The sequence below is a fragment of the Streptomyces sp. NPDC057099 genome, assembly GCF_042671245.1.
Classification (GTDB): domain Bacteria; phylum Actinomycetota; class Actinomycetes; order Streptomycetales; family Streptomycetaceae; genus Streptomyces; species Streptomyces purpurascens.
In genome coordinates this window covers 21,883-46,339 of sequence record NZ_JBHUTX010000015.1, presented here as the reverse complement: position 1 = coordinate 46,339, position 24,457 = coordinate 21,883, and the positions used below count along the sequence as shown (strand labels likewise).

The 24,457-nt window shown below is 71.3% G+C and carries 24 protein-coding genes, 1 tRNA gene and 1 pseudogene; 11 read left to right on the top strand and 15 right to left on the bottom strand.

Going from position 1 to position 24,457, the window contains the following annotated elements; genetic code table 11:
• The first annotated feature begins 47 nt into the window (after nt 1-47).
• The gene (locus tag ACFT4A_RS20535) at nt 48-1,718 is read left to right on the top strand and encodes a penicillin-binding transpeptidase domain-containing protein (RefSeq protein ID WP_382832170.1); all 1,671 of its coding nucleotides are present in this window, start codon (nt 48-50) and stop codon (nt 1,716-1,718) included.
• A gap of 9 nt (nt 1,719-1,727) precedes the next feature.
• On the opposite strand, the gene ACFT4A_RS20530 is transcribed toward ACFT4A_RS20535, so the two are convergent.
• Nucleotides 1,728-2,093, bottom strand: coding sequence for an SsgA family sporulation/cell division regulator (locus tag ACFT4A_RS20530; protein WP_382832168.1), 366 nt, complete (start codon nt 2,091-2,093; stop codon nt 1,728-1,730).
• 169 nt (nt 2,094-2,262) lie between these two features.
• On the opposite strand from ACFT4A_RS20530, the gene ACFT4A_RS20525 reads away from it, so the two are divergent.
• The 6 genes from ACFT4A_RS20525 (at nt 2,263) to ACFT4A_RS20500 (ending at nt 7,100) form a co-directional block, all read left to right on the top strand.
• Complete coding sequence (locus ACFT4A_RS20525; RefSeq protein WP_382832166.1) at nt 2,263-3,342, top strand: energy-coupling factor ABC transporter permease; 1,080 nt, start codon at nt 2,263-2,265, stop codon at nt 3,340-3,342.
• 1 nt (nt 3,343) lies between these two features.
• A complete protein-coding gene (gene cbiQ, locus ACFT4A_RS20520; RefSeq protein WP_382832164.1) occupies nt 3,344-4,105 on the top strand; it encodes a cobalt ECF transporter T component CbiQ in 762 nt (253 codons plus the stop codon).
• Entirely contained in the window at nt 4,093-4,860 is a 768-nt protein-coding gene (locus ACFT4A_RS20515) for an energy-coupling factor ABC transporter ATP-binding protein (RefSeq protein ID WP_382832162.1), read from the top strand. The genes cbiQ and ACFT4A_RS20515 overlap by 13 nt, the downstream gene beginning before the upstream one ends.
• A gap of 10 nt (nt 4,861-4,870) precedes the next feature.
• Nucleotides 4,871-5,341 (top strand): MarR family winged helix-turn-helix transcriptional regulator, encoded by a 471-nt coding sequence (locus ACFT4A_RS20510; protein WP_382832160.1) that lies wholly within the window; start codon nt 4,871-4,873, stop codon nt 5,339-5,341.
• A 105-nt stretch (nt 5,342-5,446) separates the two neighbouring features.
• A complete protein-coding gene (locus tag ACFT4A_RS20505) occupies nt 5,447-5,893 on the top strand; it encodes an organic hydroperoxide resistance protein (RefSeq protein WP_382832158.1) in 447 nt (148 codons plus the stop codon).
• Between the two features lie 43 nt (nt 5,894-5,936).
• Entirely contained in the window at nt 5,937-7,100 is a 1,164-nt protein-coding gene (locus ACFT4A_RS20500; protein WP_382832156.1) for a serine hydrolase domain-containing protein, read from the top strand.
• Between the two features lie 27 nt (nt 7,101-7,127).
• On the opposite strand, the gene ACFT4A_RS20495 is transcribed toward ACFT4A_RS20500, so the two are convergent.
• The 4 genes from ACFT4A_RS20495 to ACFT4A_RS20480 all read right to left on the bottom strand — a co-directional run bounded on the left by ACFT4A_RS20495 (nt 7,128) and on the right by ACFT4A_RS20480 (nt 9,627).
• Complete coding sequence (locus ACFT4A_RS20495; RefSeq protein ID WP_382832154.1) at nt 7,128-7,403, bottom strand: DUF1876 domain-containing protein; 276 nt, start codon at nt 7,401-7,403, stop codon at nt 7,128-7,130.
• A gap of 71 nt (nt 7,404-7,474) precedes the next feature.
• The gene (locus tag ACFT4A_RS20490) at nt 7,475-8,320 is read right to left on the bottom strand and encodes an EamA family transporter (protein ID WP_382832153.1); all 846 of its coding nucleotides are present in this window, start codon (nt 8,318-8,320) and stop codon (nt 7,475-7,477) included.
• Nucleotides 8,317-8,832, bottom strand: a complete 516-nt coding sequence (locus ACFT4A_RS20485) for a YbaK/EbsC family protein (protein ID WP_382832151.1) — start codon at nt 8,830-8,832, stop codon at nt 8,317-8,319. The genes ACFT4A_RS20490 and ACFT4A_RS20485 overlap by 4 nt, the downstream gene beginning before the upstream one ends.
• 75 nt (nt 8,833-8,907) lie before the next feature.
• Nucleotides 8,908-9,627, bottom strand: coding sequence for a helix-turn-helix domain-containing protein (locus ACFT4A_RS20480; RefSeq protein ID WP_382832149.1), 720 nt, complete (start codon nt 9,625-9,627; stop codon nt 8,908-8,910).
• Between the two features lie 223 nt (nt 9,628-9,850).
• On the opposite strand from ACFT4A_RS20480, the gene ACFT4A_RS20475 reads away from it, so the two are divergent.
• The gene (locus tag ACFT4A_RS20475) at nt 9,851-10,522 is read left to right on the top strand and encodes a DUF4097 family beta strand repeat-containing protein (RefSeq protein ID WP_382832147.1); all 672 of its coding nucleotides are present in this window, start codon (nt 9,851-9,853) and stop codon (nt 10,520-10,522) included.
• Here ACFT4A_RS20475 and ACFT4A_RS20470 read toward each other — a convergent pair.
• From ACFT4A_RS20470 to ACFT4A_RS20460, 3 genes and pseudogenes are all read right to left on the bottom strand, one after another.
• Nucleotides 10,503-11,562, bottom strand: a pseudogene (locus tag ACFT4A_RS20470) (RNA-guided endonuclease InsQ/TnpB family protein). The gene ACFT4A_RS20475 and the pseudogene ACFT4A_RS20470 sit on opposite strands and share 20 nt — an antisense overlap.
• A 185-nt stretch (nt 11,563-11,747) precedes the next feature.
• Nucleotides 11,748-13,949 carry an MMPL family transporter gene (locus ACFT4A_RS20465; RefSeq protein ID WP_382832145.1) on the bottom strand — a complete coding sequence of 734 codons (2,202 nt, stop codon included), beginning with the start codon at nt 13,947-13,949 and terminating at the stop codon, nt 11,748-11,750.
• Between the two features lie 112 nt (nt 13,950-14,061).
• Entirely contained in the window at nt 14,062-14,661 is a 600-nt protein-coding gene (locus ACFT4A_RS20460; protein WP_382832143.1) for a TetR/AcrR family transcriptional regulator, read from the bottom strand.
• Nucleotides 14,662-14,801: 140 nt separating this feature from the next.
• On the opposite strand from ACFT4A_RS20460, the gene ACFT4A_RS20455 reads away from it, so the two are divergent.
• Nucleotides 14,802-18,044, top strand: a complete 3,243-nt coding sequence (locus tag ACFT4A_RS20455; protein WP_382832141.1) for a S41 family peptidase — start codon at nt 14,802-14,804, stop codon at nt 18,042-18,044.
• A gap of 58 nt (nt 18,045-18,102) precedes the next feature.
• Here the strand turns inward: ACFT4A_RS20455 and ACFT4A_RS20450 are convergent, their stop codons facing one another.
• The 4 genes from ACFT4A_RS20450 to ACFT4A_RS20435 form a co-directional block, all read right to left on the bottom strand.
• On the bottom strand, nt 18,103-18,330 hold the full coding sequence (locus tag ACFT4A_RS20450; protein WP_382832139.1) for a hypothetical protein: 228 nt from the start codon (nt 18,328-18,330) through the stop codon (nt 18,103-18,105).
• A gap of 76 nt (nt 18,331-18,406) precedes the next feature.
• Nucleotides 18,407-19,291 (bottom strand): SDR family oxidoreductase, encoded by an 885-nt coding sequence (locus ACFT4A_RS20445; RefSeq protein ID WP_382832138.1) that lies wholly within the window; start codon nt 19,289-19,291, stop codon nt 18,407-18,409.
• On the bottom strand, nt 19,288-20,211 hold the full coding sequence (locus ACFT4A_RS20440; protein ID WP_382832136.1) for an alpha/beta fold hydrolase: 924 nt from the start codon (nt 20,209-20,211) through the stop codon (nt 19,288-19,290). The genes ACFT4A_RS20445 and ACFT4A_RS20440 overlap by 4 nt, the downstream gene beginning before the upstream one ends.
• Nucleotides 20,208-21,728, bottom strand: coding sequence for a flavin-containing monooxygenase (locus ACFT4A_RS20435; RefSeq protein ID WP_382832134.1), 1,521 nt, complete (start codon nt 21,726-21,728; stop codon nt 20,208-20,210). Before ACFT4A_RS20435 ends, ACFT4A_RS20440 begins: the two co-directional genes overlap by 4 nt.
• 156 nt (nt 21,729-21,884) lie before the next feature.
• On the opposite strand from ACFT4A_RS20435, the gene ACFT4A_RS20430 reads away from it, so the two are divergent.
• Entirely contained in the window at nt 21,885-22,505 is a 621-nt protein-coding gene (locus ACFT4A_RS20430) for a MerR family transcriptional regulator (RefSeq protein WP_382832327.1), read from the top strand.
• Between the two features lie 4 nt (nt 22,506-22,509).
• Here ACFT4A_RS20430 and ACFT4A_RS20425 read toward each other — a convergent pair whose 3' ends face one another.
• Nucleotides 22,510-23,334, bottom strand: a complete 825-nt coding sequence (locus ACFT4A_RS20425; RefSeq protein ID WP_382832132.1) for an exodeoxyribonuclease III — start codon at nt 23,332-23,334, stop codon at nt 22,510-22,512.
• Between the two features lie 23 nt (nt 23,335-23,357).
• Nucleotides 23,358-23,591 carry a hypothetical protein gene (locus ACFT4A_RS20420; protein ID WP_382832130.1) on the bottom strand — a complete coding sequence of 78 codons (234 nt, stop codon included), beginning with the start codon at nt 23,589-23,591 and terminating at the stop codon, nt 23,358-23,360.
• 186 nt (nt 23,592-23,777) lie between these two features.
• Between ACFT4A_RS20420 and ACFT4A_RS20415 the strand changes: the two genes are divergently transcribed.
• Complete coding sequence (locus tag ACFT4A_RS20415) at nt 23,778-24,254, top strand: GNAT family N-acetyltransferase (protein WP_382832128.1); 477 nt, start codon at nt 23,778-23,780, stop codon at nt 24,252-24,254.
• Nucleotides 24,255-24,323: 69 nt separating this feature from the next.
• On the opposite strand, the gene ACFT4A_RS20410 is transcribed toward ACFT4A_RS20415, so the two are convergent.
• Nucleotides 24,324-24,397, bottom strand: a tRNA-Ala gene (locus ACFT4A_RS20410).
• Between the last annotated feature and the right edge of the window lie 60 nt (nt 24,398-24,457).

The following is a 24,457-nucleotide window of genomic DNA, read 5'->3' as shown; positions in this document are numbered from 1 at the left end:
CTGAGGGCAACGGGGACCCTGGGGATTCGCGGAGGAACGGACAAGCAGTGGGCAACAGAAGGCGCGTCGCCGAGCGACGGAAGACCAGACCCGCCGTGATCGGCGGGGTGATCGCCGTGGTCGTCGGTGGCGCCGGGTTCGGCGCCTACGCGCTGTTCGGCGGCGGCGCGGCCGCCGACGACGGGAGCCGGGCGGCATCGGACGAGAAGCCCGAGGTGAAGACCGGGCCGCTGTCGGCGACCGAGGTCACCACCACCGCCCGCGCCTTCCTCACCGCCTGGCAGTCCGGGAAGGTTCCGCGGGCCGCCGCGGCCACCGACGAGGCGGCCGCGGCCACGGCCCTGCTCACCGGCTACACCAAGGACGCCCGGATCAAGGACGTCACCCTCACCCCGGGCAAGCGCACCGGTGACAAGGTGCCGTTCTCCGTCAAGGGCACGGTGGCGTACAAGAACACCGAGAAGCCGCTGGCGTACGAGAGCGCGCTCACCGTCGTCCGCCGCGCCGGCGACGGAAAGCCGCTGGTGGACTGGCACTCGGCGGTCGTCCACCCGGATCTGAAGGACGGCGACAAGCTGGTCACCGGTGAGGCGGGCACGCCCCCGGTCAAGGCGCTCGACCGGGACGGCGGCGAGCTGACCAAGCAGAAGTACGCCTCCCTCGGCCCGATCCTGGACGGCCTGCGCGAGAAGTACGGCAAGGAGGCCGGCGGCAAGGCCGGCATCGAGCTGCGGGTCGTGCGCGGGAAGTCCGCCAAGTCGGACGACCTCTCCGACAAGACCCTGCTGGAGCTGAGCAAGGGCACGCCCGGCACGGTCAAGACCACGCTGGACCCCGCCCTCCAGGCGGCGGCCGAGAAGCAGGTCGCGAAGAAGGCCAAGTCGTCGGTGGCCGTCATGCGGGCCTCGACCGGCGAGATCCTGGCCGCCGCCAACGCCTCGCCCGGCTTCAACACCGCCTTCCAGGGCTCGCTCGCGCCCGGCTCCACGATGAAGGTCATCACCGCCTCGCTGCTGCTGGACAAGGGCCTGGCCTCGGCGGACAAGAAGCACCCGTGCCCGAAGTACTTCACGTACGGGCACTGGAAGTTCCAGAACGACGACAAGTTCGAGATCAAGAACGGCACGTTCAAGGCGAGCTTCGCCCGCTCCTGCAACACGGCCTTCATCAGTCAGGCACCCAAGCTCAAGGACGACGACCTGACCAAGCAGGCCCAGCAGGTCTTCGGCCTGGGGATGAACGACTGGGCGATCGGTGTGCCGTCCTTCGACGGCGCCGTGCCGGTGCAGTCGGCGGCCCAGATGGGGGCCTCGCTGATCGGGCAGGGCGGGGTCCGGATGAACCCGCTGAACATGGCGTCGGTGTCGGCGACGGTCAAGGCCGGCACCTTCCACCAGCCGTACCTGGTCTCCCCGGACGTGGACGACCGCAAGCTCGCCAACGCCTCGCGCACCATGTCGGCGGGCACGCTGTCGCAGCTGCGCGAGCTGATGTCCTACACCGCCGCTTACGGCACGGCCGCGGAGGCGATGTCCGGGGTCAGCGGCGATGTCGGTGCGAAGACCGGGTCGGCCGAGGTCGACAACCAGAAGAAGCCGAACGGCTGGTTCACCGCCTACCGGGGCGACCTCGCGGCCGCGGGCGTGGTCCAGCAGGGCGGCCACGGCGGCGAGACGGCCGGGCCGATCGTGGCGGCGCTGCTGAAGGCGGGGAGCTGACCCGGAAGGTCAGTGGATGACCGGTTCCGCGGCGGCCATGTACGTCCGCCGCAGGAACCGCAGCAGCGCCTGCCGTTCGAACTGCACCACCAGCACGCCCTCCGCGGAGTGGAACTCGACCACGGCCTGCACCCGGCCGCACGGCCACACCCGCACCTCACCGCTGCCCGCGGGGGCCCGCAGGCCCTCCTCCAGGAGCTCACGGCCGAAGGTCCACTCGCGCGCCCCGGCACCCGGCAGCTTGATGCCCACCGCACGGGGATCCCGGTCCGGGTCGTACCGCAGAGTGACCGGAACCGCCTCCAGCTCATCGATCAACGGTACGGCCGCGTCCGTGACGATATGGGCTCGCGCGTACTGCTCGACTACGGACATCGGACGGCCCCTTCACCGTGGGCGACCTGAGCGGAAACTGTGCGTCCACTCCCTCTCCAATGTCGCATATTTTCCGGATTGCGCCCTCGGGGACCGGACATATCACGGGTGAGATAAGACAAGCGTCACGCTCTTGCAAACCGTTCGCATCAAGCCACATCATCGAAGCGTGCATGTACCTGACGGATTCATCGACGCCCCCACCTCCGCCGCCACCGGTGTGATCGCCGCGGGCGCCATCGCCGTGAGCCTGCGCGGCGCGCGGCGCGAACTCGACGAGCGCACCGCCCCGCTGGCCGGTCTCGTCGCGGCGTTCATCTTCGCGGTGCAGATGCTCAACTTCCCCGTCGCGGCCGGGACCAGCGGCCATCTGCTCGGGGGTGCGCTCGCCGCGATCCTCGTGGGCCCCTACACAGGGGTCCTGTGCGTCTCCGTCGTCCTGCTGATGCAGGGCCTGCTCTTCGCGGACGGCGGTCTGACCGCGCTCGGCGTGAACATCACCAACATGGCGATCGTCACCACGGTCGTCGCCTACGCCCTCTTCCGGGGCCTGGCGAAGGTGCTCCCGCGCTCCCGCCGGTCGATCACCGCGGCCTCCTTCGTCGCCGCCCTCGTCTCCGTCCCGGCCGCCGCTCTGGCCTTCACGCTCATGTACGCCATCGGCGGCACCACCGACGTGTCGATCGGCAAGGTCGCCACCGCCATGATCGGCGTGCACCTGCTGATCGGCATCGGTGAGGCCGCGATCACCGCGCTGACCGTCGGCGCGGTCCTCGCCGTGCGCCCGGACCTGGTCCACGGCGCCCGCGGCCTCACCCCGAAGCTCAAGCTGCGGGTGAACGGCGAACTGGTCGACGCGCCCGGCGCCGAGCCCGAGCCCGCACCCGTGGCCGCCCGGGCCTCCCACCGCAGGGTGTGGGCCGCGGGCCTGGTCACCTCCCTCCTGCTGGCCGGACTCGTCAGCTTCTACGCCTCGGCCGATCCGGACGGCCTGGAGAAGGTCGCCACCGACCACGGCATCGACCAGAAGGCCGAGGAGCACGCCGCGGCCGACTCCCCGCTCGCCGACTACGGCGTCAAGGATGTCGACGACGCCCGCCTGTCCGGGGGGCTGGCGGGCGTCATCGGCGTGGGCGGCACGGTCGTCGCGGGCAGCGCGGTCTTCTGGGCCGTACGCCGGCGCCGTTCGGACGACACCTCACCGTCGAACACGTCGGACTCGACGAACGCGACGAGCCCGGGCGTCTGACATGGGTGCGGGACACGCGCACAAGCTCTACCGGCACGGGCACTCGCCCGTGCACGCCCTGCCGCCGCACACCAAGCTCGCCGCCGTGTTCGCGTTCGTGCTGGTCGTGGTGGCGACGCCGCGCGAGGCGATGTGGGCGTTCGGGGGGTACGCCGTGCTGCTGGGCGTCGTCGCGGGCGTCGCGCGCGTGCCCGCCGGGTTCCTGCTCCGGCGGCTGCTGATCGAGGTGCCGTTCGTCGCCTTCGCGGTGCTCATGCCGTTCGTCGCGGAGGGCGAGCGGGTCGACGTCCTGGGCATGTCCCTGAGCGTCAACGGCCTGTGGGGCGCCTGGAACGTGCTCGCCAAGGGCACCCTCGGCGTCGCCGCCTCCGTCCTCCTCGCCGCCACCACCGACCTGCGCGAACTCCTCCTCGGCCTGCAGCGCCTCAAGCTGCCGCCGCTGCTCGTGCAGATCGCGTCCTTCATGATCCGCTACGGCGATGTCATCGCGGACGAGATGCGGCGCATGCGGATCGCCCGGGAGTCCCGCGGCTTCGAGGCGAAGGGCGTCCGGCACTGGGGCGTGCTCGCCAAGTCCGCCGGCGCCCTGTTCATCCGCTCCTACGAACGCGGAGAGCGCGTGCATCTGGCCATGGTCAGCCGGGGCTACGCCGGTGCCATGCCGGTCATCGACGAGGTGACGGCGTCCCGGGCGCAGTGGTCGTACGCCCTGGCCCTCCCGGGCGCGGCCCTCGTCGTCTGTCTGCTGGGATGGGCCCTATGACACCTTCGCTCGAAGTGGCCGGACTGGCCTTCGCCTATCCCGACGGGCACCAGGCCCTCTTCGGCGTCGACTTCTCGGTCGCGCGCGGCGAGCGGGTCGCGCTGCTCGGGCCGAACGGCGCCGGCAAGACGACCCTCGTGCTGCACCTCAACGGCATCCTGACCGGCGGCGCCGGCACGGTGCGGGTCGCCGGGCTGCCCGTGGACAAGCGGCACATGGCCGAGATCCGGCGCCGGGTCGGCATCGTCTTCCAGGACCCGGACGACCAGCTCTTCATGCCGACGGTCCGGGAGGACGTGGCGTTCGGGCCCGCGGCGGCCGGGCTGAAGGGGCCGGAGCTGGAGGAGCGCGTGGACCGGGCCCTGGAGCGGGTCGGCATGGCGGAGTTCAAGGACCGCCCGCCGCACCACCTCTCCTTCGGACAGCGCCGCCGGGTGGCCGTGGCGACCGTCCTCGCCATGGAGCCGGAGATCCTCGTCCTCGACGAGCCCTCCTCCAACCTCGACCCCGCCTCCCGCCGCGAACTGGCCGACATCCTGCGCTCGCTGGACGTGACGGTCCTGATGGTCACGCACGACCTCCCCTACGCCCTGGAGCTGTGCCCGCGCTCCCTGGTCCTCAGCGAGGGCGTGATCGCGGCGGACGGCCCGACCGGCACGCTGCTCTCCGACGAGGAGCTGATGCGCGCCCACCGGCTGGAGCTGCCGTTCGGATTCGATCCGCGTTCCGTGCCGGCCGCCGAGGCCCGTCCGTGACAATGAGCGCGTGACGAACGAGAAGCCCCCGAGCGGGGGTGCTTCACTGCTGCTGGACGACCAGCTGTGCTTCGCCCTGTACGCCGCCCAGCGCGCGGTGACGGCCGCGTACCGCCCGCTCCTCGACGACCTCGGCCTCACCTATCCCCAGTACCTCGTGCTGCTGGTCCTGTGGGAGCGCGGCGAGACCACGGTCAAGGAACTGGCCGCGGCCCTGCGCCTCGACTACGGCACGGTCTCGCCGCTGCTGAAGCGGCTGGAGGCGGCGGGTCTGCTGCGGCGCGAACGGTCGGCGCGGGACGAGCGGTCGGTGCTCGTGGCCGTGACCGGGCGCGGGGAGGAACTCCGGGAGCGCGCGACCTGCGTGCCCGGCGCGCTGCTCGCGGCGACGGGCCTGGACGGCACGGAGATCGCGCGGCTCCGCGAGGAACTGTGGCACCTGGCCGAGAAGGCGGAGTCGGCGGCGGAGCGGGCGCGCTGAGCGAGGGTTGCCCGAGGTTGTGACCCCCTGGTGGCGCAGGCCGGTTACTGGCCAGTACCTTGTGCACGATGTGTTTGTGCACACCTGTTTCCGGGGGAGGACAGCATGACTGACGGCCCCGCCGTCGACACCCGCCCGACGAAGATCATGTACGTCGCGGAGGCCACCGCCCACGGCGGCCGTGAGGGCTATGTCACCAGCCAGGACGGCCAGATCGAGCTCAAGGTCGCGATGCCCCCGCAGCTCGGCGGCGACGGCAACGGCACCAACCCGGAACAGCTCTTCGCGGCCGGCTACAGCTCCTGCTTCCACAACGCCCTGATCCTGGTCGGCAACCGCGAGGGCTACGACCTGGCCGGCTCCACGGTCGCCGCGAAGGTCGGCATCGGCCCCAACGCCCAACAGGGCTACGGCCTCGCGGTCGCCCTGAGCGTCTCCCTCCCGGTCGTCGACCCCGACCTCGCGACCAAGCTGGTGGACGCCGCCCACGAGATCTGCCCGTACTCGAACGCGACCCGCGGGAACATCGACGTGACGATCCTGCTTGGCTAAGGGGGAGCACAGCGGTACCGCAAGCAGGACGAGGAGTACGGACGTGGACGTGAACGGCACAGTCGCCGAGGGCTTCGAGCCGGTCAGGGAAGCATTCGTACGGAACTTCGAGACGCTCGGGGAACGGGGCGCGTCGGTCGCCGTCTACCGGGACGGGCAGCGGGTCGTCGACCTGTGGGCCGGCACGAAGGACGTCGACGGCACGAGCCCCTGGGAGCACGGCACCGCCCAGGTCGTGCGCTCGGCGACGAAGGGCATAGCCGCCGCCGTACCGCTCCTGCTGCACCAGCGCGGACAGCTGGACCTGGACGCGCCGGTGGGCCACTACTGGCCGGAGTTCAAGGCGCGGGGCAAGGAGCGGGTGCTGGTCCGGCACGTCCTGAACCACCGGGCCGGACTGCCGGTCCTCGACCACCCCCTCACCCCCGAGCAGGCCCTCGACCCGCTGCGGGGCCCCGCGGCGGTCGCCGCCCAGGCCCCCGTGTGGGAGCCCGGCACCGACCACGGCTACCACGCGCTCACCTACGGCTGGATGCTCGACGAACTGGTGCGGCGCGTGACCGGGCAGGGCGCGGGCGAGTGGCTAGCGGCGCAGATCACCGGCCCGCTGGGCCTGGATCTCTGGCTCGGTCTGCCCGAGTCGGAGGCCCACCGGGTGGGACGCGCGGGCCGCGTGGAGGGCCCCGAGCCGACCGGGGGCCTGCGCGCCCGGCCGAAGCGCTCGGTCACCGAGGCCTACGAGGACCCGGCCTCCCTCACCCGCCGGGCCTTCGCGGCGATCACCCCGTTCCCGGAACAGAACGACCCCGCCTACCGCGCGGCGGCCCTGCCCGCGACCAACGCCATCGCGACGGCGGACGGACTGGCCCGCTTCTACGCGACGCTGACCGGCGACACGGCCGGTGCCGCACGCCTCTTCACGCCGGAGACGGTCGAACTGGCCCGCGCCGAGGAGTCGGCGGGCCCCGACCGCGTCCTGGTGGTCGGCACCCGCTTCGGCCTCGGCTACATGCTGCACGGCAGCGCCTCGCCCTTCCTGGCCCCGGGCTCCTTCGGACACCCGGGCCGCGGCGGCGCCCTGGGCTTCGCGGACCCGGAGTCCAAGATCGCCTTCGGCTACGTCACGAACGGCTTCCGCAAGACGGTGACGGCGGATCCGCGGGCCCAGACCCTGGTGCGGGCGGTACGGCAGGCGCTCGGCCTCTGAGACTCCCGGTCTCCGGCCTCTCGGCCTCTAGACGTGGATCGGGTGGGAGATCCGCCCGGACGCCTGGTCGATCTCCTCGTGCGCTTTGGTCAGCAACCGCATGGCGAGTTCGTTGAGCGCCCGGGCCCCGGCGATCTCCTCTCCGACCCTGGGCTGATTGGCGTCGGACCGGTGCCGGTTGGCCGCCCCGTGCGCCCGTACCTCGCTGCCGTCGGGCAGCCGCACCATCGCGACCGCGCGCGTGTGCTGGTCGTCCTCCATGAACTCCATCTCGACGTGCCATCCCGCTCGGGTGTGCATCATGACGATCACCTCCGGAAGACCTAGTTCCAGGGTGCTCCTCGCACCGTCCTGGCGCACCCGTCCCGACGCGCCTAACCGGCGTGCAGCATCAACCCGATCCCGACGACGAGCAGCCCGGCCGCCGCGATTCTCGGCACGCCGAACCGCTCCTTGAAGAACACGGCGCCGATGGCCGCGCCGACGATGATCGACGATTCGCGCAGGGCCGCGATGGGCGCGAGTTCGGCCTTGGTCTGGGCCCACAGGACGAGGGCGTAGGCGGCGACGGAGAGGGCGGCCCCGATGAGCCCGGTCACGGCGAACGGCCGCAGCAGGGCGACGGTCCGCCCGCGCCAGCGGCTCACGGCGTAGGCGGGGATGACGACCCCTTGCACGGTCATCAGCCAGGCGATGTACCCGAGCGAGGACCCCGACGCCCGCACGCCCAGCCCGTCCACGACGGTGTACACGGCGATCGTCAGCCCCGTCGCCAGGGCCGCCCCGATCGCCGCCCAGTCGGGCCGCCGCCCGCGCAGCCCCCACAGGGCGACGCCGGTCAGCCCCGCGCAGGACAGGGCGATGCCGGCCGCGGCCCACCCGTCGGGCACCTCGTGTGCGAAGAGCGCCGCGAGCAGGGTCACGACGAGGGGCGCGGTGCCGCGCGCGATGGGATAGGCCTGCCCGAAGTCGCCCAGCCGGAAGGACTTCATCAGCAGCGCGTAGTAGGCGATGTGGATGGCCGCGGAGAGGAACAGATACGGCCACGCCCCGGCCGCCGGGAACGCCACGAACGGCGCGAGCGCCAGCCCGATGACCAGCCCGCCGCCCGAGATCAGCGCGAACCCGGCGAGCTTGTCCGTGATCCTGTGCGCGAGGGCGTTCCAGCTGGCGTGGGTCACGGCGGCGAGCAGAACCGCGGCCGTGACCAGCGGCGTCACGCGGCGCTCTCGCGCACGTCCACCAGAGTCGCGCCGGCGTGGGCGACGAGGTCGCGGGGCGTCATGGGGAACACGGTGTACGGCGTCCCGGCCGCCGCCCACACGGTCTCGTGGCCGAGCAGGGACCGGTCGGCGAGCACGCGCGTCCTCGTCCGGTGCCCGAAGGGCGGCACGCCGCCGATGGCATAGCCGGTCGTCTCCCGCACGACATCGACCTTGGCCCGGGTGACCTTGTCCGCGGCGAGCTCCTTGCGCACCAGCTCGAGGTCGACCCGGGAGGCCCCGTCCACGAGCACCAGCACGGGCACCCCGTCCGCCGCGAAGATCAGCGACTTGCAGATCTGGCTCAGCTCGCACCCGAGAGCGGCGGCGGCTTCGGAGGCGGTACGGGTGGCTTCCGGGAAACGCCGGACGAGCGGAACGACCTCGTCGAGCCCGAGCTCCCGCAGGGCCTGGGCGAAGAGGGGGTGTGCACCGGAGTCATCGGCGTCCGTGGCGGCTGTCGTCGTCATGGGGGCACGCTAGCGGTCCGTGTATCGGACACGCGAGCGGCGGCCGGTGTCCGTCGACGAAGCCGACGACAGGCCCTAAGGCCGCTCCACGTTCGTACGGAGGATCTCGCGGGCCTGTTCCGCCGCGCGGGCCGTGCTCTCGCTGACGAAGTCGAGGAAGCGGGCGATGTTCTCGAGGCGGGCGGCGACCGGGGTGCCGGGGCCGAGGACGCCGACGCCCTGGCGGGCGATCTCGACGAGCTGGGCGATGGACCGGGCGCTGGCCATCATCGACTGGTACCAGATGTCGTCGTCGACGATGTAGCGCTCGCGTCGGCGTTCGTCGCGTTCCCGGCGGACGAGGCCCTGGCTGTCCAGGAACGCGACCGCTTTGGAGATGGACGCCGGGCTGACCTGGAGGCGCTGGACCAGTTCGGACGCGGTGAGGCTGCCGCTGTCGGTCAGCGTGAGGGAGGCCATCACCCTGGCCGGCATGGTCGTCATGCCCGACGCCATGAGGACGGTGGTGAACACCTCCTCGTACTCCCGCACGGCCTCGGCGTCGCGCCCGTGGGCCTGCGGGGGCGCCTCCGCAGCCCGGGGCGTGGCCTGCCGGCGCCGGTGGGCCCGGCGTTCGGTGGCGCGGTGGGCCAGGTCGGCGCGGTAGGCGGTGGGGCCGCCGTTGCGCATGACCTCGCGTGTGATGGTCGAGGTCGGGCGGTCGACACGTCGGGCGATCTCCGCGTAGGCGAGGCCGTCGGCCAGTCCCAGCGCGATCTGCTGACGTTCCTGCTGGGTGAGCCTGCCTCCCGGCATCGCGATCTCCTTCGTTCTCCCCAAGTGGCCTTCAGCATAGCGTTCACCTTCATTTCATTGCAACGACGACGTAACTGACGTTGCATTAAATGGGAAACCATTGCAACGAAATTGCTGCCTTGAGCTGGAAGTACGTCATTCCAGCGCAACGAATGCGTTGCCAGATCCATGAACGCAACGTAGCGTTTCATTCATCAGAAACAACGAGCCCAAGGAGAGCACGATGCAGAAGTTCACCACCCCCGCCCCGATCGCCACCGTCCTCGACATCCCCGCCGGACGCATCCAGTTCATCGCCGCCGACCGGGCCGACACCACCGTCGAGGTCCGGCCCGCGGACAGCTCGAACGGCCGCGATGTGAAGGCGGCGGAGCAGATCCAGGTCGCGTACGGCGACGGTGTCCTGCGGATCGAGGCCGCACCGGCGAAGAACCGGATCCTCGGCCACTCCGGATCCGTCGAGGTGACCGTCCAGCTGCCCGCGGGCTCCCGTGTCGAGGCGAAGGCGGACAGCTCCGAGTTCCGGGGCGTCGGACGGCTCGGCGATGTCACCTTCGAGGGCGCGCAGGGCTTGGTCAAGCTCGACGAGACCGAAGGCGCCCGCCTCACCCTCCTCTCCGGCGACGTCTCGGTCGGCCGGCTCGGCGGCTCCGCCGAGATCAGCACCCAGAAGGGCGACATCCGGGTCGCCGAGGCCATGGGCGGCACGGTCGAGCTGCGCACCGAGCACGGCGAGATCTCGATCGGCGCCGGCCGCGGCGTCTCCGCCTCGCTGGACGCCGGCACCGGCTTCGGCCGGATCCACAACGCGCTGATGAACGCCGACGGCGCCGCCGCCGGCCTGAACATCCGCGCGACCACCGCCTACGGCGACATCACCGCCCGCAGCCTTTGACGTGCTCCCTGTCCTGAAGTCCAGGGATTCCGGCCTGGGTCGCCTGACCCTTCCGGTGGCTTCCTGCTTCACCGCGCTGTGCGGGCACATGTGCCCGTCTTACCGGCGCTCCACAGGCGTTTAGCGTCTCCGCCCGTCCGGCGGCGACGATACGACGTCCTTCGAAGAGGACATTGCGGGCCGCGTTGTGGTCGCGTTCGTGCACCGTGCCGCACGCGCTGCACGTCCACTGCCGGACGTGCAGCGGCTTGGGACCGTCCCGGAACCCGCAGGCCGAGCAGACCTGGGAGGACGGGAAGGCACGGCCCACCTTGGCGAAGGTGCGCCCGAGACCTGACACCGCGAGGTCTTCCACATACACCGCTTGGTTGTCGCGAATGATCTGCGTGGAAGCCTTGTGGTGCCAGTCCCGGCGCCGGTCCGCCACACGCGCGTGCTGGCGTGCGACCTCGATGCGGGCCTTGGCCCGGTTCTTCGACCCCTTCGTCTTGCGGGACAGCTCCCGCTGAAGACGCTTGAGCTTCTTCTCCGCCCGGCGCAGGAAGCGCGGGCTGTCGATCTTCCGGCCGTCGGACAGGACCGCGAACGCGGACAGGCCCAGATCGATCCCGGCGTCGGTCTCCAGGCCGGGGAGGATGTCCGGTTCAGTGTCCACCACGAAACTGAGGAAGTACCGGCCGCAGCTGTCCTTGGTGATGGTCAGGGACGTCGGCTTGCTGGGCAGCCAGCGCGACCACTTGACCTTGAGATCGCCGACCTTGGCCACGTACACCGTGCCGTCGTCCTGGAGAGAGAAGGCGCTGTTGCAGGACGACCGCCGATACCTCGGCGAGCCAGGCGCGTTCCTCGGTGCGCTTGGCCTGGGTGATGCGCAGCTTGGAGAGATCCGCCGACTTCACGTACGGCAGTCCCGCCGCGTGCGCTTCCTTGCGGTCGCGCAGGCAGTCGTTCCACACCACACGGGCGCACCCGAACGCCTTCGCCAGCGAACGGCGCTGCGGGGCGTCCGGGTAGGCCCGGTAGTTGTAGCGAAGCTGTATACCGATCACCGTATGGACGCTTCATGGCCGCTCGCGGCGAAAGGTCACATCCAACCGGAATTGCACACGATTCGAGCAAATGTGTTCGAGAACTTCGAGGCGGAGGATGCCCGCTCCAGGATGCCGGTGAGGGCCCCGTCCCCACGGAGCCCTCACCGGCCGGTCTCACCGGAAGCGGCGGAACGTCAGGCGCGTACCAGCTCCCGGTCCGTGTCCCCCCGGTCGGAGTCCGGGCGCAGGCCCTCGCCCTCGACGTCCACGTTGGGCAGGGCCCGGTCCAGCCACTTGGGCAGCCACCAGGCCTTGCGGCCGAGGAGGGCCAGGACGGCCGGGACGATGGCCATGCGGACGATGAACGCGTCGAAGAAGACCGCGATCGCGAGGCCGAAGCCGATCATCTTGACCATCGACTCGGACGAGCCGATGAAGCCGGCGAAGACCGCCATCATGATGACCGCCGCGGCCGTGACCACCCGGGCGCCGTGCCGGAAGCCCGTCACGATCGCCTGGCTCGGCTTCTCGCCGTGGACGTAGGCCTCCCGCATCCGGGTCACGAGGAACACCTCGTAGTCCATGGCCAGGCCGAAGACCACACCGACCATGAAGATCGGCATCATCGACATGACCGGGCCCGTCTGCTCCACGCCCATCAGGTCCGACAGCCAGCCCCACTGGAAGACCGCGACCACCGCGCCGAGGGCCGCCATCACCGACAGCAGGAAGCCGAGCGCCGCCTTCAGCGGGACCAGGATCGAGCGGAAAACCACGATCAGGAGCAGGAAGGCCAAGCCGACCACCAGGACCAGATAGGGGACCAGCGCGTCGTTGAGCTTCTCGCTGACGTCGATGTTCATCGCCGTGCTGCCGGTGACCAGGACGCTCGCGTCCGTGTCGGCCTTGATGTCCGTGCCCGCGTCGCGGATGCCGTGCACCAGGTTCTCCGTCGTCACGGAGGACGGCTGGGAGCCCGGGATCACAGTGATGGTGGCCGTGTCACCGGCCTTGTTGGGCGCCGGCGGCGTCACCGTGACGACGTCCTTGAGCCCCTTGATCTCGTCACCGACCGCCGAGAAGGCCGCCTTCGGGTCGTCGCTGTCCTTCGCGTCGACGACGACCATCAGCGGGCCGTTGAAGCCGGGGCCGAAGCCCTCCGACAGCAGGTCGTAGGCGCGGCGCTGGGTGGTGGAGGTGGGCTGGGAGCCGTCGTCCGGCAGGCCCAGTTCCAGGCTCGACGCCGGGACGGCCGCCGCGCCGAGGCCGATGACACCGAGCAGCAGGACCGCGATCGGGCGTCGGACGACGAAACTCGCCCAGCGCGTGCCCAGGTTGGGGCGCTCCGGCTTCTTCGACGACCGGCCGAACCGCTTGCCCTTCTCTCCCATGGGCTTCACCTTCCGGCCCGCGTATCCGAGCAGCGCCGGGATCATGGTCAGGGCGATCAGCACCGCGATGGCCACCGTGCCCGCCGCCGCGACGCCCATCTTGGTCAGCATCGGGATGTTGACGACCGACAGACCCACCAGCGCGATCACGACCGTCAGACCCGCGAAGACCACCGCCGAGCCCGCCGTGCCGGTGGCCCGGCCCGCGGCCTCCTCGCGGTCGCGGCCCTCGGCCAGTTCGGCGCGGTAGCGGGAGACGATGAACAGGGCGTAGTCGATGCCGACCGCCAGGCCGATCATCATCGCCAGGGTGGAGGTGGTGGAGCCCAGGTCCAGCGCGCCGGCCAGGGCGGTGATCGTGGAGACGCCGATGCCCACGCCGATGAGCGCCGTCAGCAGCGGCAGACCGGCCGCGACCAGGGAGCCGAAGGTGATGACGAGGACGACGGCGGCGACCGCGATGCCGATGATCTCGCTGGAGCCGGTGTGCGGGACGGTCTGGAGCGCGTCACCGCCGATCTCGACGGTCAGTCCGCTCTTGCGCGCGTCCCGCGCGCTGTCCTGAAGGGCGTCGCGGGAGGAGTCCTCCAGCTCCATGCCGGAGACCTTGTACGACACCTGCGCGTAGGCGATCGTGCCGTCCTTGCTGACGGCCTTCGCCTGGTACGGGTCGGTGACGCGGGCGACCTCGGAGCCGTCGGCCAGTTCCTCGACGGTCTCGCGGACCGTCGCCTTGTTGGCGAGGTCCGTCATCTTCTCGCCGCTCGGCGCCTTGAAGACGACGCGTGCGGTGGCGCCGTCGGCGCTCACGCCGGGGAAGCGCTGTTCCAGCAGGTCGAAGGCCTTCTGAGCCTCCGTGCCGGGGATGGAGAACGAGCTGTTGCCGGCGGCGGGGGCACTGGCCGCGCCGACCCCGGCGAGGGTCAGCAGGGCCACCCAGATCAGGGCGACGAAGTGCCGCCGCCGGTACGAGAGCCGGCCGAGTTTGTAGAGGAAAGTGGCCACGAGGGCGTACTCCCGGTCAGGTCGTGGGGTGTTTCAGGGCAGGGGAGATCAGCCCGACGACGTGAGCGGTGATCGCGTCAGGTGCTGCGGTTTCTCAGATGAGGGGGATTGCTCAGGTGGTGGGGATGCCGAGGGCGGGGAGGACCACGGCGTCGATGTACGAGAGGAGGAAGGCCTGCGTCGGCGGCTGGTCGTCGATGAGCGTGCGGGTGGCGAAGGCGCCGACCAGCATGTGCACGACGTAGTCCAGGGCCGGACAGTCGGCGCGGATCTCGCCGCGTTCGACCGCCTTGCGCACGACCCGGTGGAACTCCTCCATCTCCGGCTCGATCAGCAGTTCCCTGAACGCCTGGAGAAGATCCGGGTTGGCGTGCACCGCCATGAACAGACCCCGCATCAGCGCGGCGTTCTGCTGCATGGTGCAGTCGTCCTCACGCGAGGTGAGGGCGTGGAGGTCGCCGCGCAGGGAGCCGGTGTCGACGTCGGCGATGTTGCCCGGCTTGTTGTGCCGGACCGCCTTCGCCACCAGCTCCGGCTTGCCGCCCCACTGGCGGTAGAGCGTCGCCTTGCTGGACCGGGTGCGCGCCGCCACGGCGTCCATGGTGAGGGCGTCGTAGCCGACTTCCCGGAGCAGGTCGAGCACGGCCGCGTACAGCTCGGCCTCCCGCTCGGGGGAGATCCGACTGCGACGCGCGGTGGCGGCCTCAGCCATCTCGCTCACCTTCCTTCTCCGGCACAAGAGGAATCTAGCGCAGAGCCTAGAGAAACGAAACCGTTTCGTACGTGTGCTGCGTCACGGCGGCCTGTTTGTCATAACTTGCTGCGGTCTGCCCCGAGGCCAAGCATGGGGAGGTGAGCTATCTGCGTCTGCCGCACCTCCATGACGACCTGCTGTGCTTCGTGGCCGAGGACGACCTCTGGCTCGCCCCGCTCGACGCCCCGGGCCGCGCCTGGCGGCTCACCGTCGACCGCACCAAACTGGGCCACCCCCGCTTCTCGCCCGACGGCCGCCACCTCGCGTACACGAGCTGGCGCAGCCTGGGACCCGAGGTTCATCTCGTGCCGGTGGACGGCGGTCCGGGCCGCCGGCTGACCCACTGGGGCAGTGCCGACACACGGGTCTGCGGCTGGACCCCGGACGGCGAGATCCTGGCCGTGGCCTCGCACGGCGAGCCCTTCTCCTTCTTCACCTGGGGCTACAAGGTCCCCCTCGACGGCGCCCCGGGCCGCAAACTGCCCTGGGGCCCGGTCTCCGACCTCCAGGTCGCGGACCTGGACGGGGAGCGCAAGACCCTTCTCCTCACCGGCACCCCGCCGCACGAGCCGGCCTCCTGGAAGCGCTACCGGGGCGGGGCCACGGGCCGGCTGTGGCTGCACGGCGAACGGCTGCTGGCCGGGCTCGGCGGCCATCTGCACTCCCCCATGTTCGTCGGCGGCCGGATCGCCTTCCTCTCCGACCACGAGGGCGTCGGCAACCTCTACTCGTGCGCCCACGACGGCTCCGATCTGCGCCGTCACACCGACCACGACGCCTTCTACGCCCGGCACGCCTCCAGCGACGGGACCCGGGTGGTGTACCAGTGCGCGGGCGACCTGTGGCTGGTCGACGATCTGTCGCCGGACTCCGCGCCGCGGCGCCTCGACGTACGGATGGGCGGGCCGCGCGCGGGGCGGCGCCCGTACCAGGTGGCGGCGGCCCAGCACCTCGACGGAATCTCCGTCGACGAGACCGGCCGGGCCAGCGCGGTCGTCGTACGCGGCAGCCTGTACTGGCTCACCCACCGCGACGGGCCCGCCCGCACCCTCACCGACACCCCGGGCGTCCGGGTGCGGATGCCGGAGATGCTCGGCGCGAGCGGGCGGGTGGCGTATGTGACGGACGCGGAGGGCGAGGACGCGATCGAGATCGCCTCGCTGCCCCGGGCGTCCGGCGACCGCGTGCCGCGGCGGCTGGCGCCGGGCGCGCTGGGCCGGGTGCGCGAGCTGGTCTCCGACCCGGAGGGCGAGCGGCTCGCGGTCGCCTCGCACGACGGGCGGCTGCTGCTCGTGGACGTGACCGAGGACGCGGACGGCGAGGTCACCGAGCTGATCCGGTCGATCAACGGGCCCGTGCGCGACCTCGCGTTCTCCCCGGACGGGGCGTGGCTGACCTGGTCGCACCCGGGCATCGGGCGGACCCTGCGGCAGATCAAGATGGCCAGGATCCAGGGGGGTGCCGTCATCGACGTCACCAACGGCCGCTTCGAGGACGAGAACCCGGTGTTCACGCGCGACGGCCGCTACCTCGCCTTCCTGTCCTGGCGCGGCTTCGACCCCGTCTACGACGTGCACACCGGCGACCTGTCCTTCCCGCTGGGCTGCCGCCCGTACCTCGTGCCGCTGTCCTCCGCTACGCCCTCCCCGTTCGCGGTGAACCCGGAGGGCCGTCCGGCCGCCGGAGGTCTCGACCCGGTGGAGGACGACGAGAACGGCGACGGCGGTGCGGTGACCGTCGAGGCCGAGGGCCTGGAGAGCCGGGTCACGCCGTTCCCGGTGGCCGCCTCCAAGTACTCGGCGCTGTACCCGGTAGCGGGCGGCGGGCTGGTGTGGCTGCGCTGGCCGATCTCGGGCGCGCTGGGCGAGACGTTCGCCAACCCGGACGACACCAGCGGCCGACCGACCCTGGAGCACTTCGGCATCACCAAGGCCAAGAAGTCCGAACTCGTCGATCACCTCGACTGGTTCGCGGTGAGCGGCGACGGCAGCCGGCTGGTCGTGGTCGACGAGGGCGAGCTGCGCGCGGTGCCGGCCACCGAGTCGGGCGACGCCGACTCGACGGTGTGGATCGACGCGCGCCGCATCCTGCACGTGGTCGACCCGGCGGCGGAGTGGCGGCAGGCGTACGAGGAGGCGGGGCGGCTGATCCGGGCGTACTTCTGGGAGCCGGGCATGTGCGGCATCGACTGGTCCGGGGTGCTGGACCAGTACCGGCCGCTGGTCGAACGGGTCGCCTCCCCGGACGAGTTCGCGGACCTGCTGCGCGAGGTGCTGGGCGAGCTGGGCACCTCCCACGCGTACGTCACCGCCGCCCGGCGCAACGAGGGCCCGCCGCACTACCAGCGCCGCCAAGGCCTGCTGGGCGCCAACTTCGTACGCCGGGACGGCGGCTGGACGGTTCTGCGGATCCTGGCCGGCGACTCCTCCGACTCCAAGGCCCGCTCCCCGCTGGCCGGCACGGGCATCCGGGAGGGCGCGGTCCTCACCCACGTCGACGGCCGCCCGGTGGATCCGGACGCGGGCCCCTATCCGCTGCTGGCGGGCGCGGGCGCTTCGACGGTGGAGCTGACCTTCACCCCGGCCGGGGACTCGGCGGAGGGCGTGGGTCCGCCCCGGCGGGTCGCCGTCGTCCCGCTGGTGGACGAGCGGCCGTTGCGCTACCAGGACTGGGTGGCCAAACGCCGGGCAGTGGTACGGGAGTTGAGCGGCGGGCGCTGCGGCTATCTGCACATCCCGGACATGGGCGGTTCGGGCTGGGCGCAGTTCAACCGCGATCTGCGCATGGAGGTGTCCCGGCCGGCGCTGATCGTGGATGTGCGCGGCAACGCCGGCGGCCACATCAGCGAGTTGGTCATCGAGACGCTGAGCCGCACGATCCTGGGCTGGGACCTGACCCGCGACGCCCAGCCCGTGTCGTACACCTCGAACGCGCCGAGGGGCCCGGTGGTGGCCCTGGCGGACGAGGCGACCTCCTCCGACGGCGACATGATCACCGCCGCCTTCAAACTGCTGAAGCTGGGCCCGGTGGTGGGGCAGCGGACCTGGGGCGGTGTCGTCGGCATGACCGGCCGCCACGAGCTGGGGGACGGCACGGTGATCACGGTGCCGATGAACGCGGCCTGGTTCGACGCGTACGGCTGGTCGGTGGAGAACAGGGGCGTGGCCCCCGACATCGACGTCCTGCGCACCCCGCTGGACTGGGCGGAGGGCCGGCACGCCCAGCTGACCGACGCGGTGGAGCTGGCGCTCGGGCTGCTGGAGAGCAATCCCGCGGCGGTGCCCCCGACGTACAGCGACGTACCGGACCGCTCCCGGCCGAAGCTGCCGCCCCGGGCCTGAGCGGGACGCGAGGAAGGGGTGCCCCGCGCGAGGCACCCCTTCCCTTCAGCACGCGTCGTCAGGCGTCGTAGTCCTGGTCGAAGCGGTCCTCCTGCTCGCGCTCCCGCTCGCGGTCACGCTGCGGGTTCTGCGGGTGCTGGGGGTGCTGCGGGTGCTGCGGCGAGTCCATGTCCTCGTCCCGCCGGCGACCGCGGCCCTGCATCTGCTCGCGGGCCTGGTCGGCCTTCTGACGGGCCTGGTTCTGCCACTGCTCGGACTTCTCCTGGAACTGGTCCTTCATACCCATGTGGGTTCACTCCCGTTGGGGGTGAGGGGATCTGGCTCGATCAGATTCACACGGGTCGTGACCCTGCGCATGTCGATCACTTACGGAGCGTAGCCCGCTGCTGCTCATCGGCCGCGCCGCCTGCCCCGACGAGGCCCGAGCGCATGCCCGTCAGCCGCTCCGCGAACCGCCGCATCTCGCGCTGCCCCACGGTCCCGATGACCCCGGGCAGGTAGCCGCGCACGCCCTGCATGCCGCGCAGCCACCACTGCCCGTACACATGGCTCGACCGGCTCTCGATCCCGGCCACCAGCCGGTCCACGGCCGGACCCAGCGGATAGGTCTTGTTGGACGGCCAGGGCAGCCGCTGCCTCAACTCCCGCATGACGTCGTCCTGGTCGGCCCCGCGCACCATGTCGGTGTCGGTCCACGACAGATACCCGACGCCGACCTTCACGCCCCGGTGCCCGACCTCGGCGCGCAGGCTGTGCGCGTACGCCTCCACACCGGACTTGGAGGCGCAGTACGCGGTCATCATCGGCGCCGGGGTGATCGCGGCGAGGGACGCGATCTGGAGCAGATACCCCCGGCTCTGGAGCAGCATCGACAGGAAGGCGCGGCCGGTCACCGCCGAGCCGATCAGATTGACCTCGATCACCCGCCGCCAGGACTCCGGGTCGGAGTCGGCGAAGGGACCGCCGGTGGCGACACCGGCGTTGGCGACGACGATGTCGACCCTCCCGAAGCGCTCCTTCACCTCACTCGCCACTTTGGCCATCGCCTCGTGGTCGGTGACATCGGCGTGCCAGTGGTCGCTGTCGCTGTGCAGCCGCCCGGAGACCTCCTTGAGCGCGTCCGGCTCCAGGCCGACCAGCGCCACCTTCACGCCGCGCGCGGAGAGCTTGCGGGCCAGCAACTCCCCGACGCCGCGCGCCGCCCCGGTCACCACGGCGACCTTCCCCTCGAGGCTCACCCTGCTCATGCGCTCTCCTCGGATACGACCTGGATGTGTGCGTGGACGAGTTCCCGTATGCGTTGGCCGACCAGACCCGGCGCCTCGATGGGCGTCATGTGGCCGATGCCGGGCAGTTCGGTGAGCCCGGTGCACTGCGGCAGCGCGGCGGCCAGGGCCCGGGCCTGCACCGGCGGGGTCAGCCGGTCCGCCGTACCGACGACGACGGCCGTGGGCACGCGCAGTTCCCGCACGCCGTGGTCGAGGTCGAGCAGGTCCAGCACCTGCGACCAGGAGTGGCGGACCCTGCGGGGGCAGGCGTGCACGATACGGGCGCACGCCTCGACCATGTGCGGGGCCGAACCGGCGCCCATCGTCGCGTACTTGAGGATCCGGCGGGCCAGGGGTGTGACCGGGCCGAGCGGCGCCCGGGAACCGAGGATCCGCCGGGTCAGCCAGGTGCGCGGCCGACCGGCCCGGATCGGTACGACGGTGGAGGCGGCGACCAGCTGCGAACTGCCCGTGCTGCACAGCAGGACGGCGGCCGCGTGCGCCCGGAAGCCGGCCCGCTCGGCGGCCGCCATCACGGTCATGCCGCCCATGGAGTGCCCGGCGATCACGGCCTGTTCGCCGGGCGCAAGGGTGGCTTCGAGTACGGCCTCCAGGTCGTCGGCGAGCGCCTCGGCGCTGCACGCGGGGCTCGCGGGGCTGCGCCCGTGGCCGCGCTGGTCGTAGGCGATGACCCGGTGGTCGGCGGCCAGTTCACGGATCTGCGCCGCCCAGAAGGCGGTGGAGCAGGTCCAGCCGTGGGCGAGGACGACGGCCGGGGCACCGTCGGGACCGTGGATCTCGACGTGCAGCCGGGCGCCGTCGGCGGACACGGCGGTCAGTTCGCGCGCGGGGGCGGGCGGGGCGTAGGGCCCGGAGTCGACGTGCAGGAGGCGGCTCACGCGTCCACCCCGGCCTTCTCGGCTTCCTTCCGCGCGGGGACGCGCAGGACGTCGTACTCCGCGAGATCCACCCGTCGCGTCGCCCGCCGGAACTCGCCCGTCGTGCCGGGCCAGATGGTGGTGTTGCGGCCGCTCGCGTCGAGGTACCAGCTGGTGCAGCCGCCGGTGTTCCACACCGTGCGCTTCATGCGCTCCTGCACCCGGTGGTTCCAGGCCTGTACGGCACCCGGCCGGGCGTCGAGGGCGACCCGGCCGCCGAGGACGTCGAGCTGGCGGACGTAGTCGGCCAGGTAGTTCAGCTGCGACTCGATCATCAGGATCATCGAGGAGTTCCCGAGGCCGGTGTTGGGCCCGATGATCGTCATCCAGTTGGGGAACCCGGCGGCGGAGGCACCGCGCAGGGCCTCCATGCCGCCCTTCCAGGTCTCGGCTAGGGTCCGTCCGTCGGCGCCCACGACCCGGTCGGCGATGGGCATGTCGGTGACGTGGAACCCGGTGCCGAAGACGATCGCGTCGACCTCGGCCTCACTGCCGTCGGCGGCGACCAGGGTCGATCCGCGGACCTCGGCCAGACCACTCGCGACCACGTCCACATTGGGCTGCGCGAGCGCCGGGTAGTAGTCGCTGGACAGCAGGATCCGCTTGCAGCCGATGCGGTAGTCCGGGGTGAGCTTCGCCCGCAGCGCCGGGTCCTTGATGGAGCGGGCCATGTTGCGGCGGGCCATCTCCTCGACGAGACCGAGCTGGCCCGGGTGCTTGGTGAACGCCTGCACCTGCAACTCCCGGATACCCCACAGCAGTCCGCGCCGCAGCTGCGAGGTGAAGGGCAGCTGCCGGTGCAGCCACCGCTCGCCGTCGCTGATGTTCCGGTCGACGCGGGGCATGACCCACGGCGGGGTCCGCTGGAACAGGGTCAGGTGCGAGACGTCGGGCTGGACGGCCGGCACGATCTGGGCGGCCGAGGCCCCGGTCCCCACCATCGCGACGCGCTTGCCGCGCAGGTCGTAGTCGTGGTCCCAGCGGGCCGAGTGGAAGACCTTGCCGGGGAAGGACTCCAGCCCCGGTATCTCCGGCACCTTCGGATCGGACAGCGGCCCGGTCGCCGACACCACCAGGTCCGCCGACAGATTCCCGCTGCTGGTCTCGATGTCCCAGCACAGCCGCTCGGCGTTCCAGCTCATCCGCTTCACCTCCGAGTCGAAGCGGATGTGCGGCCGCAGCCGGAACACGTCCGTGACGTGCTCCAGATAGGCGCGGATGTGCTCCTGCCCGGAGAAGGTGCGCGGCCAGTCGGGGTTGGGCGCGAAGGAGAACGAGTACAGATGCGAGGGCACGTCGCACCGGCACCCCGGGTAGCTGTTGTCCCGCCAGGTGCCGCCGACGCTGCTCGCCCGCTCCAGGACGACGAAGTCGGTGACGCCCTCGCGGCGCAGCCGCACGGCGGCCCCCAGCCCGCCGAACCCGGACCCGACCACCGCGACCCGTACATGCTCGCGTTCGTGTTCGCGTTCGCCCATGCCGACACCTCCACACACACCACGAGAACCACGCCAGTGAACACTGGCGCAATGGGAGCGTAGGGCAGCGGCGTACTGATGGGTAGGGGGCGGAACGAGGAAGTTACCCGTGGTACGCCTTAAGGTGCCCAGGTGGCCGAGAAGCGTGAATACCGCATGGAAGAGCTGGCCCGCCTCGCCGGGATCACGGTGCGCACCCTGCGCTTCTACCGCGAACGCAAACTGATCCCGCCACCCCGCCGGGAAGGCCGCATCGCCTGGTACGACGACCACCACCTGGCCCGGCTGCGCACGATCACGGCCCTGCTGGAGCGCGGCCACACCCTCAGCGGCATCGCGGAACTCGCGGAGGCCTTCGACAACGGCCGGGACGTCGGCGAGCTGCTCGGCGTCGAGGGCGCCCCCACCGAGGAGGAGCCGGTCCACCTCACCCCCGAGGAACTCGCCGACCACTTCGCCGGCGAGACCACGCCCGAGAACCTCGCCGCCGCGCTGGAACTCGGCTACCTCGCCACCGACGGCGACGAGATCGTCCACATCAGCCGCCGCCTCCTGGACGTCTCCTCGGCCCTGGTCCACGAGGGCATCCCCCTCGCCGACGTCCTCGCCGCCGCCAAACAGGTCCGCACCCACGCCGACGCCCTGGCCGACCTCTTCACGGCCCTGGTCCTCCGCCACGCCTCCGCCCAGGACCTACCGCGCCTGCGCCCACTGGCGAGAAGCGTGGTGGAGGCGGAACTGTCGCTGGCGCTGGACCGGCGTATGCGCAGGCCCTGAGCCCCTACCTCTCGTACACGACGGTCACGGGCGCGTGATCGGACCACCGCTCCTCATGCGTGGCGGCCCGCTCCACGAACCCCTTGACCGCCCGCCCGGCGAGCCCGGGCGTGGCCACGTGGTAGTCGATCCTCCACCCCGTGTCGTTGTCGAAGGCCCGCCCCCGGTACGACCACCACGAGTACGGCCCCTCGGTGTCCGGGTGCAGCGACCGCACGACATCGACGTACCCCCCGTCCGCCTCCTGGAAGACCTGGGTGAGCCACTCCCGCTCCTCGGGCAGGAACCCGGAGTTCTTCCGGTTGCCGCGCCAGTTCTTGAGGTCGGCCTCCTGGTGGGCGATGTTCCAGTCGCCGCAGACCAGGACCTCGCGCCCCTCGGCGGCGGCGCGCTCCCTGAGGCCCTTCAGATAGGGGAGGAACTCGCCCATGAAGCGCTCCTTCTCGTCCTGCCGCTCGGTGCCGACCTCACCCGAGGGCAGATAGAGGGAGGCGACGGTGACGCCCGGCAGGTCGGCCTCCACATACCGCCCGCTGCCGTCGAACTCCTCCGACCCGAACCCGACCTGGACCCGGTCGGGCTCGCGGCGGCTGTAGAGGGACACCCCGGCCCGCCCCTTGGCGGCGGCCGGCGCGTGTGTCACATGCCACCCCTCGGGCGCCCGCACGGACTCGGGCAGCTGCCCCGGCTCGGCCCGCACCTCCTGCAGGCACAGCACATCGGCGTCAGTCGCCGCCAGCCACTCCACGAAGCCCTTCTTCGCGGCGGCACGCAGCCCGTTCACATTCACAGAGGTAACAGTCAGCACCCCGGCACGATACCGGCACACTGGACGAGGTCCAGTTCCGGACGTCAGTCCCAGAAGCTGCCGTACCACGAGAAGTAGTACCCGTTTGCGTTCCGGAAGCAGCCGTCCGTCGGATTGGTGGGGACGCCCTTGTGTTCCTTGGCTTTGCGATCCTCGTCACACCGTCGTTCGATCTCGTAGAAGCCCGAACGCCACCACTGGGCCTGAGCGCCGGGCGGCGCGGCGACCCGCTCCCCCGCCGCCGGCCCCGATGACGCCGACGCTCCGGTCGCGGCCACCCCGAGACACAGTCCGACCGCGGCCAGACACGACACAGCACGACGTACCGACATGTGATCCCCCGTTTCTCCGCCACACGCTGCGATACCGCGATGCTCCACACACCCGGTGCGCGTTGTCACGCCCGGAACCGGCCGAACCCTCCGGGCTCCCGACCCCAGATGAGCTGACATACGGTACACAGCATGCAAATACGCCGGGTCCCCTTCGACCACCCCGACGCCACGAAGCTCAACGACCAGGTCCAGGCCGAGTACCACGTCCGCTACGGCGACGGCGGCGACGCCACGACCATGGCCGCCGAGGACTTCGCACCGCCGAACGGCACCTACCTGATCGCGTACGACGAGCACGACTCCCCCGTCGCCTCCGGCGGCTGGCGCACCCAGGACGCGAACCACGAGGGCAACCTGGACGGCGACGCCGAGATCAAGCGCATGTACGTGGTCGACGGCATGCGCGGCCGGGGCCTGGCGCGCCGCATCCTGGCCGCCCTGGAGGAGGACGCCCGCGCGGCGGGCCGCACCCGCATGGTCCTGGAGACCGGCACGAAGCAGCCGGAGGCCATAGCCCTCTACACGTCCAGCGGTTACGAGCCGTGCGGGAAGTTCGGCTACTACCGGCACTACGAGTCGAGCCGCTGCTTCGCCAAGAGCCTCTGACGCGTGGGGCGCTGAACATACGTCAGAGCCCCGGTCGGGATTCCCGACCGGGGCTCTGAGCTGCGTGCGTGGACCTGTGGGGATTTGAACCCCAGACCCCCTCGATGCGAACGAGGTGCGCTACCGGACTGCGCCACAGGCCCTTGCAACGAGTGAAACTTTAGCACCCCGATCGCCCTGCTTGGAAATCCGTTCCCGAGGGG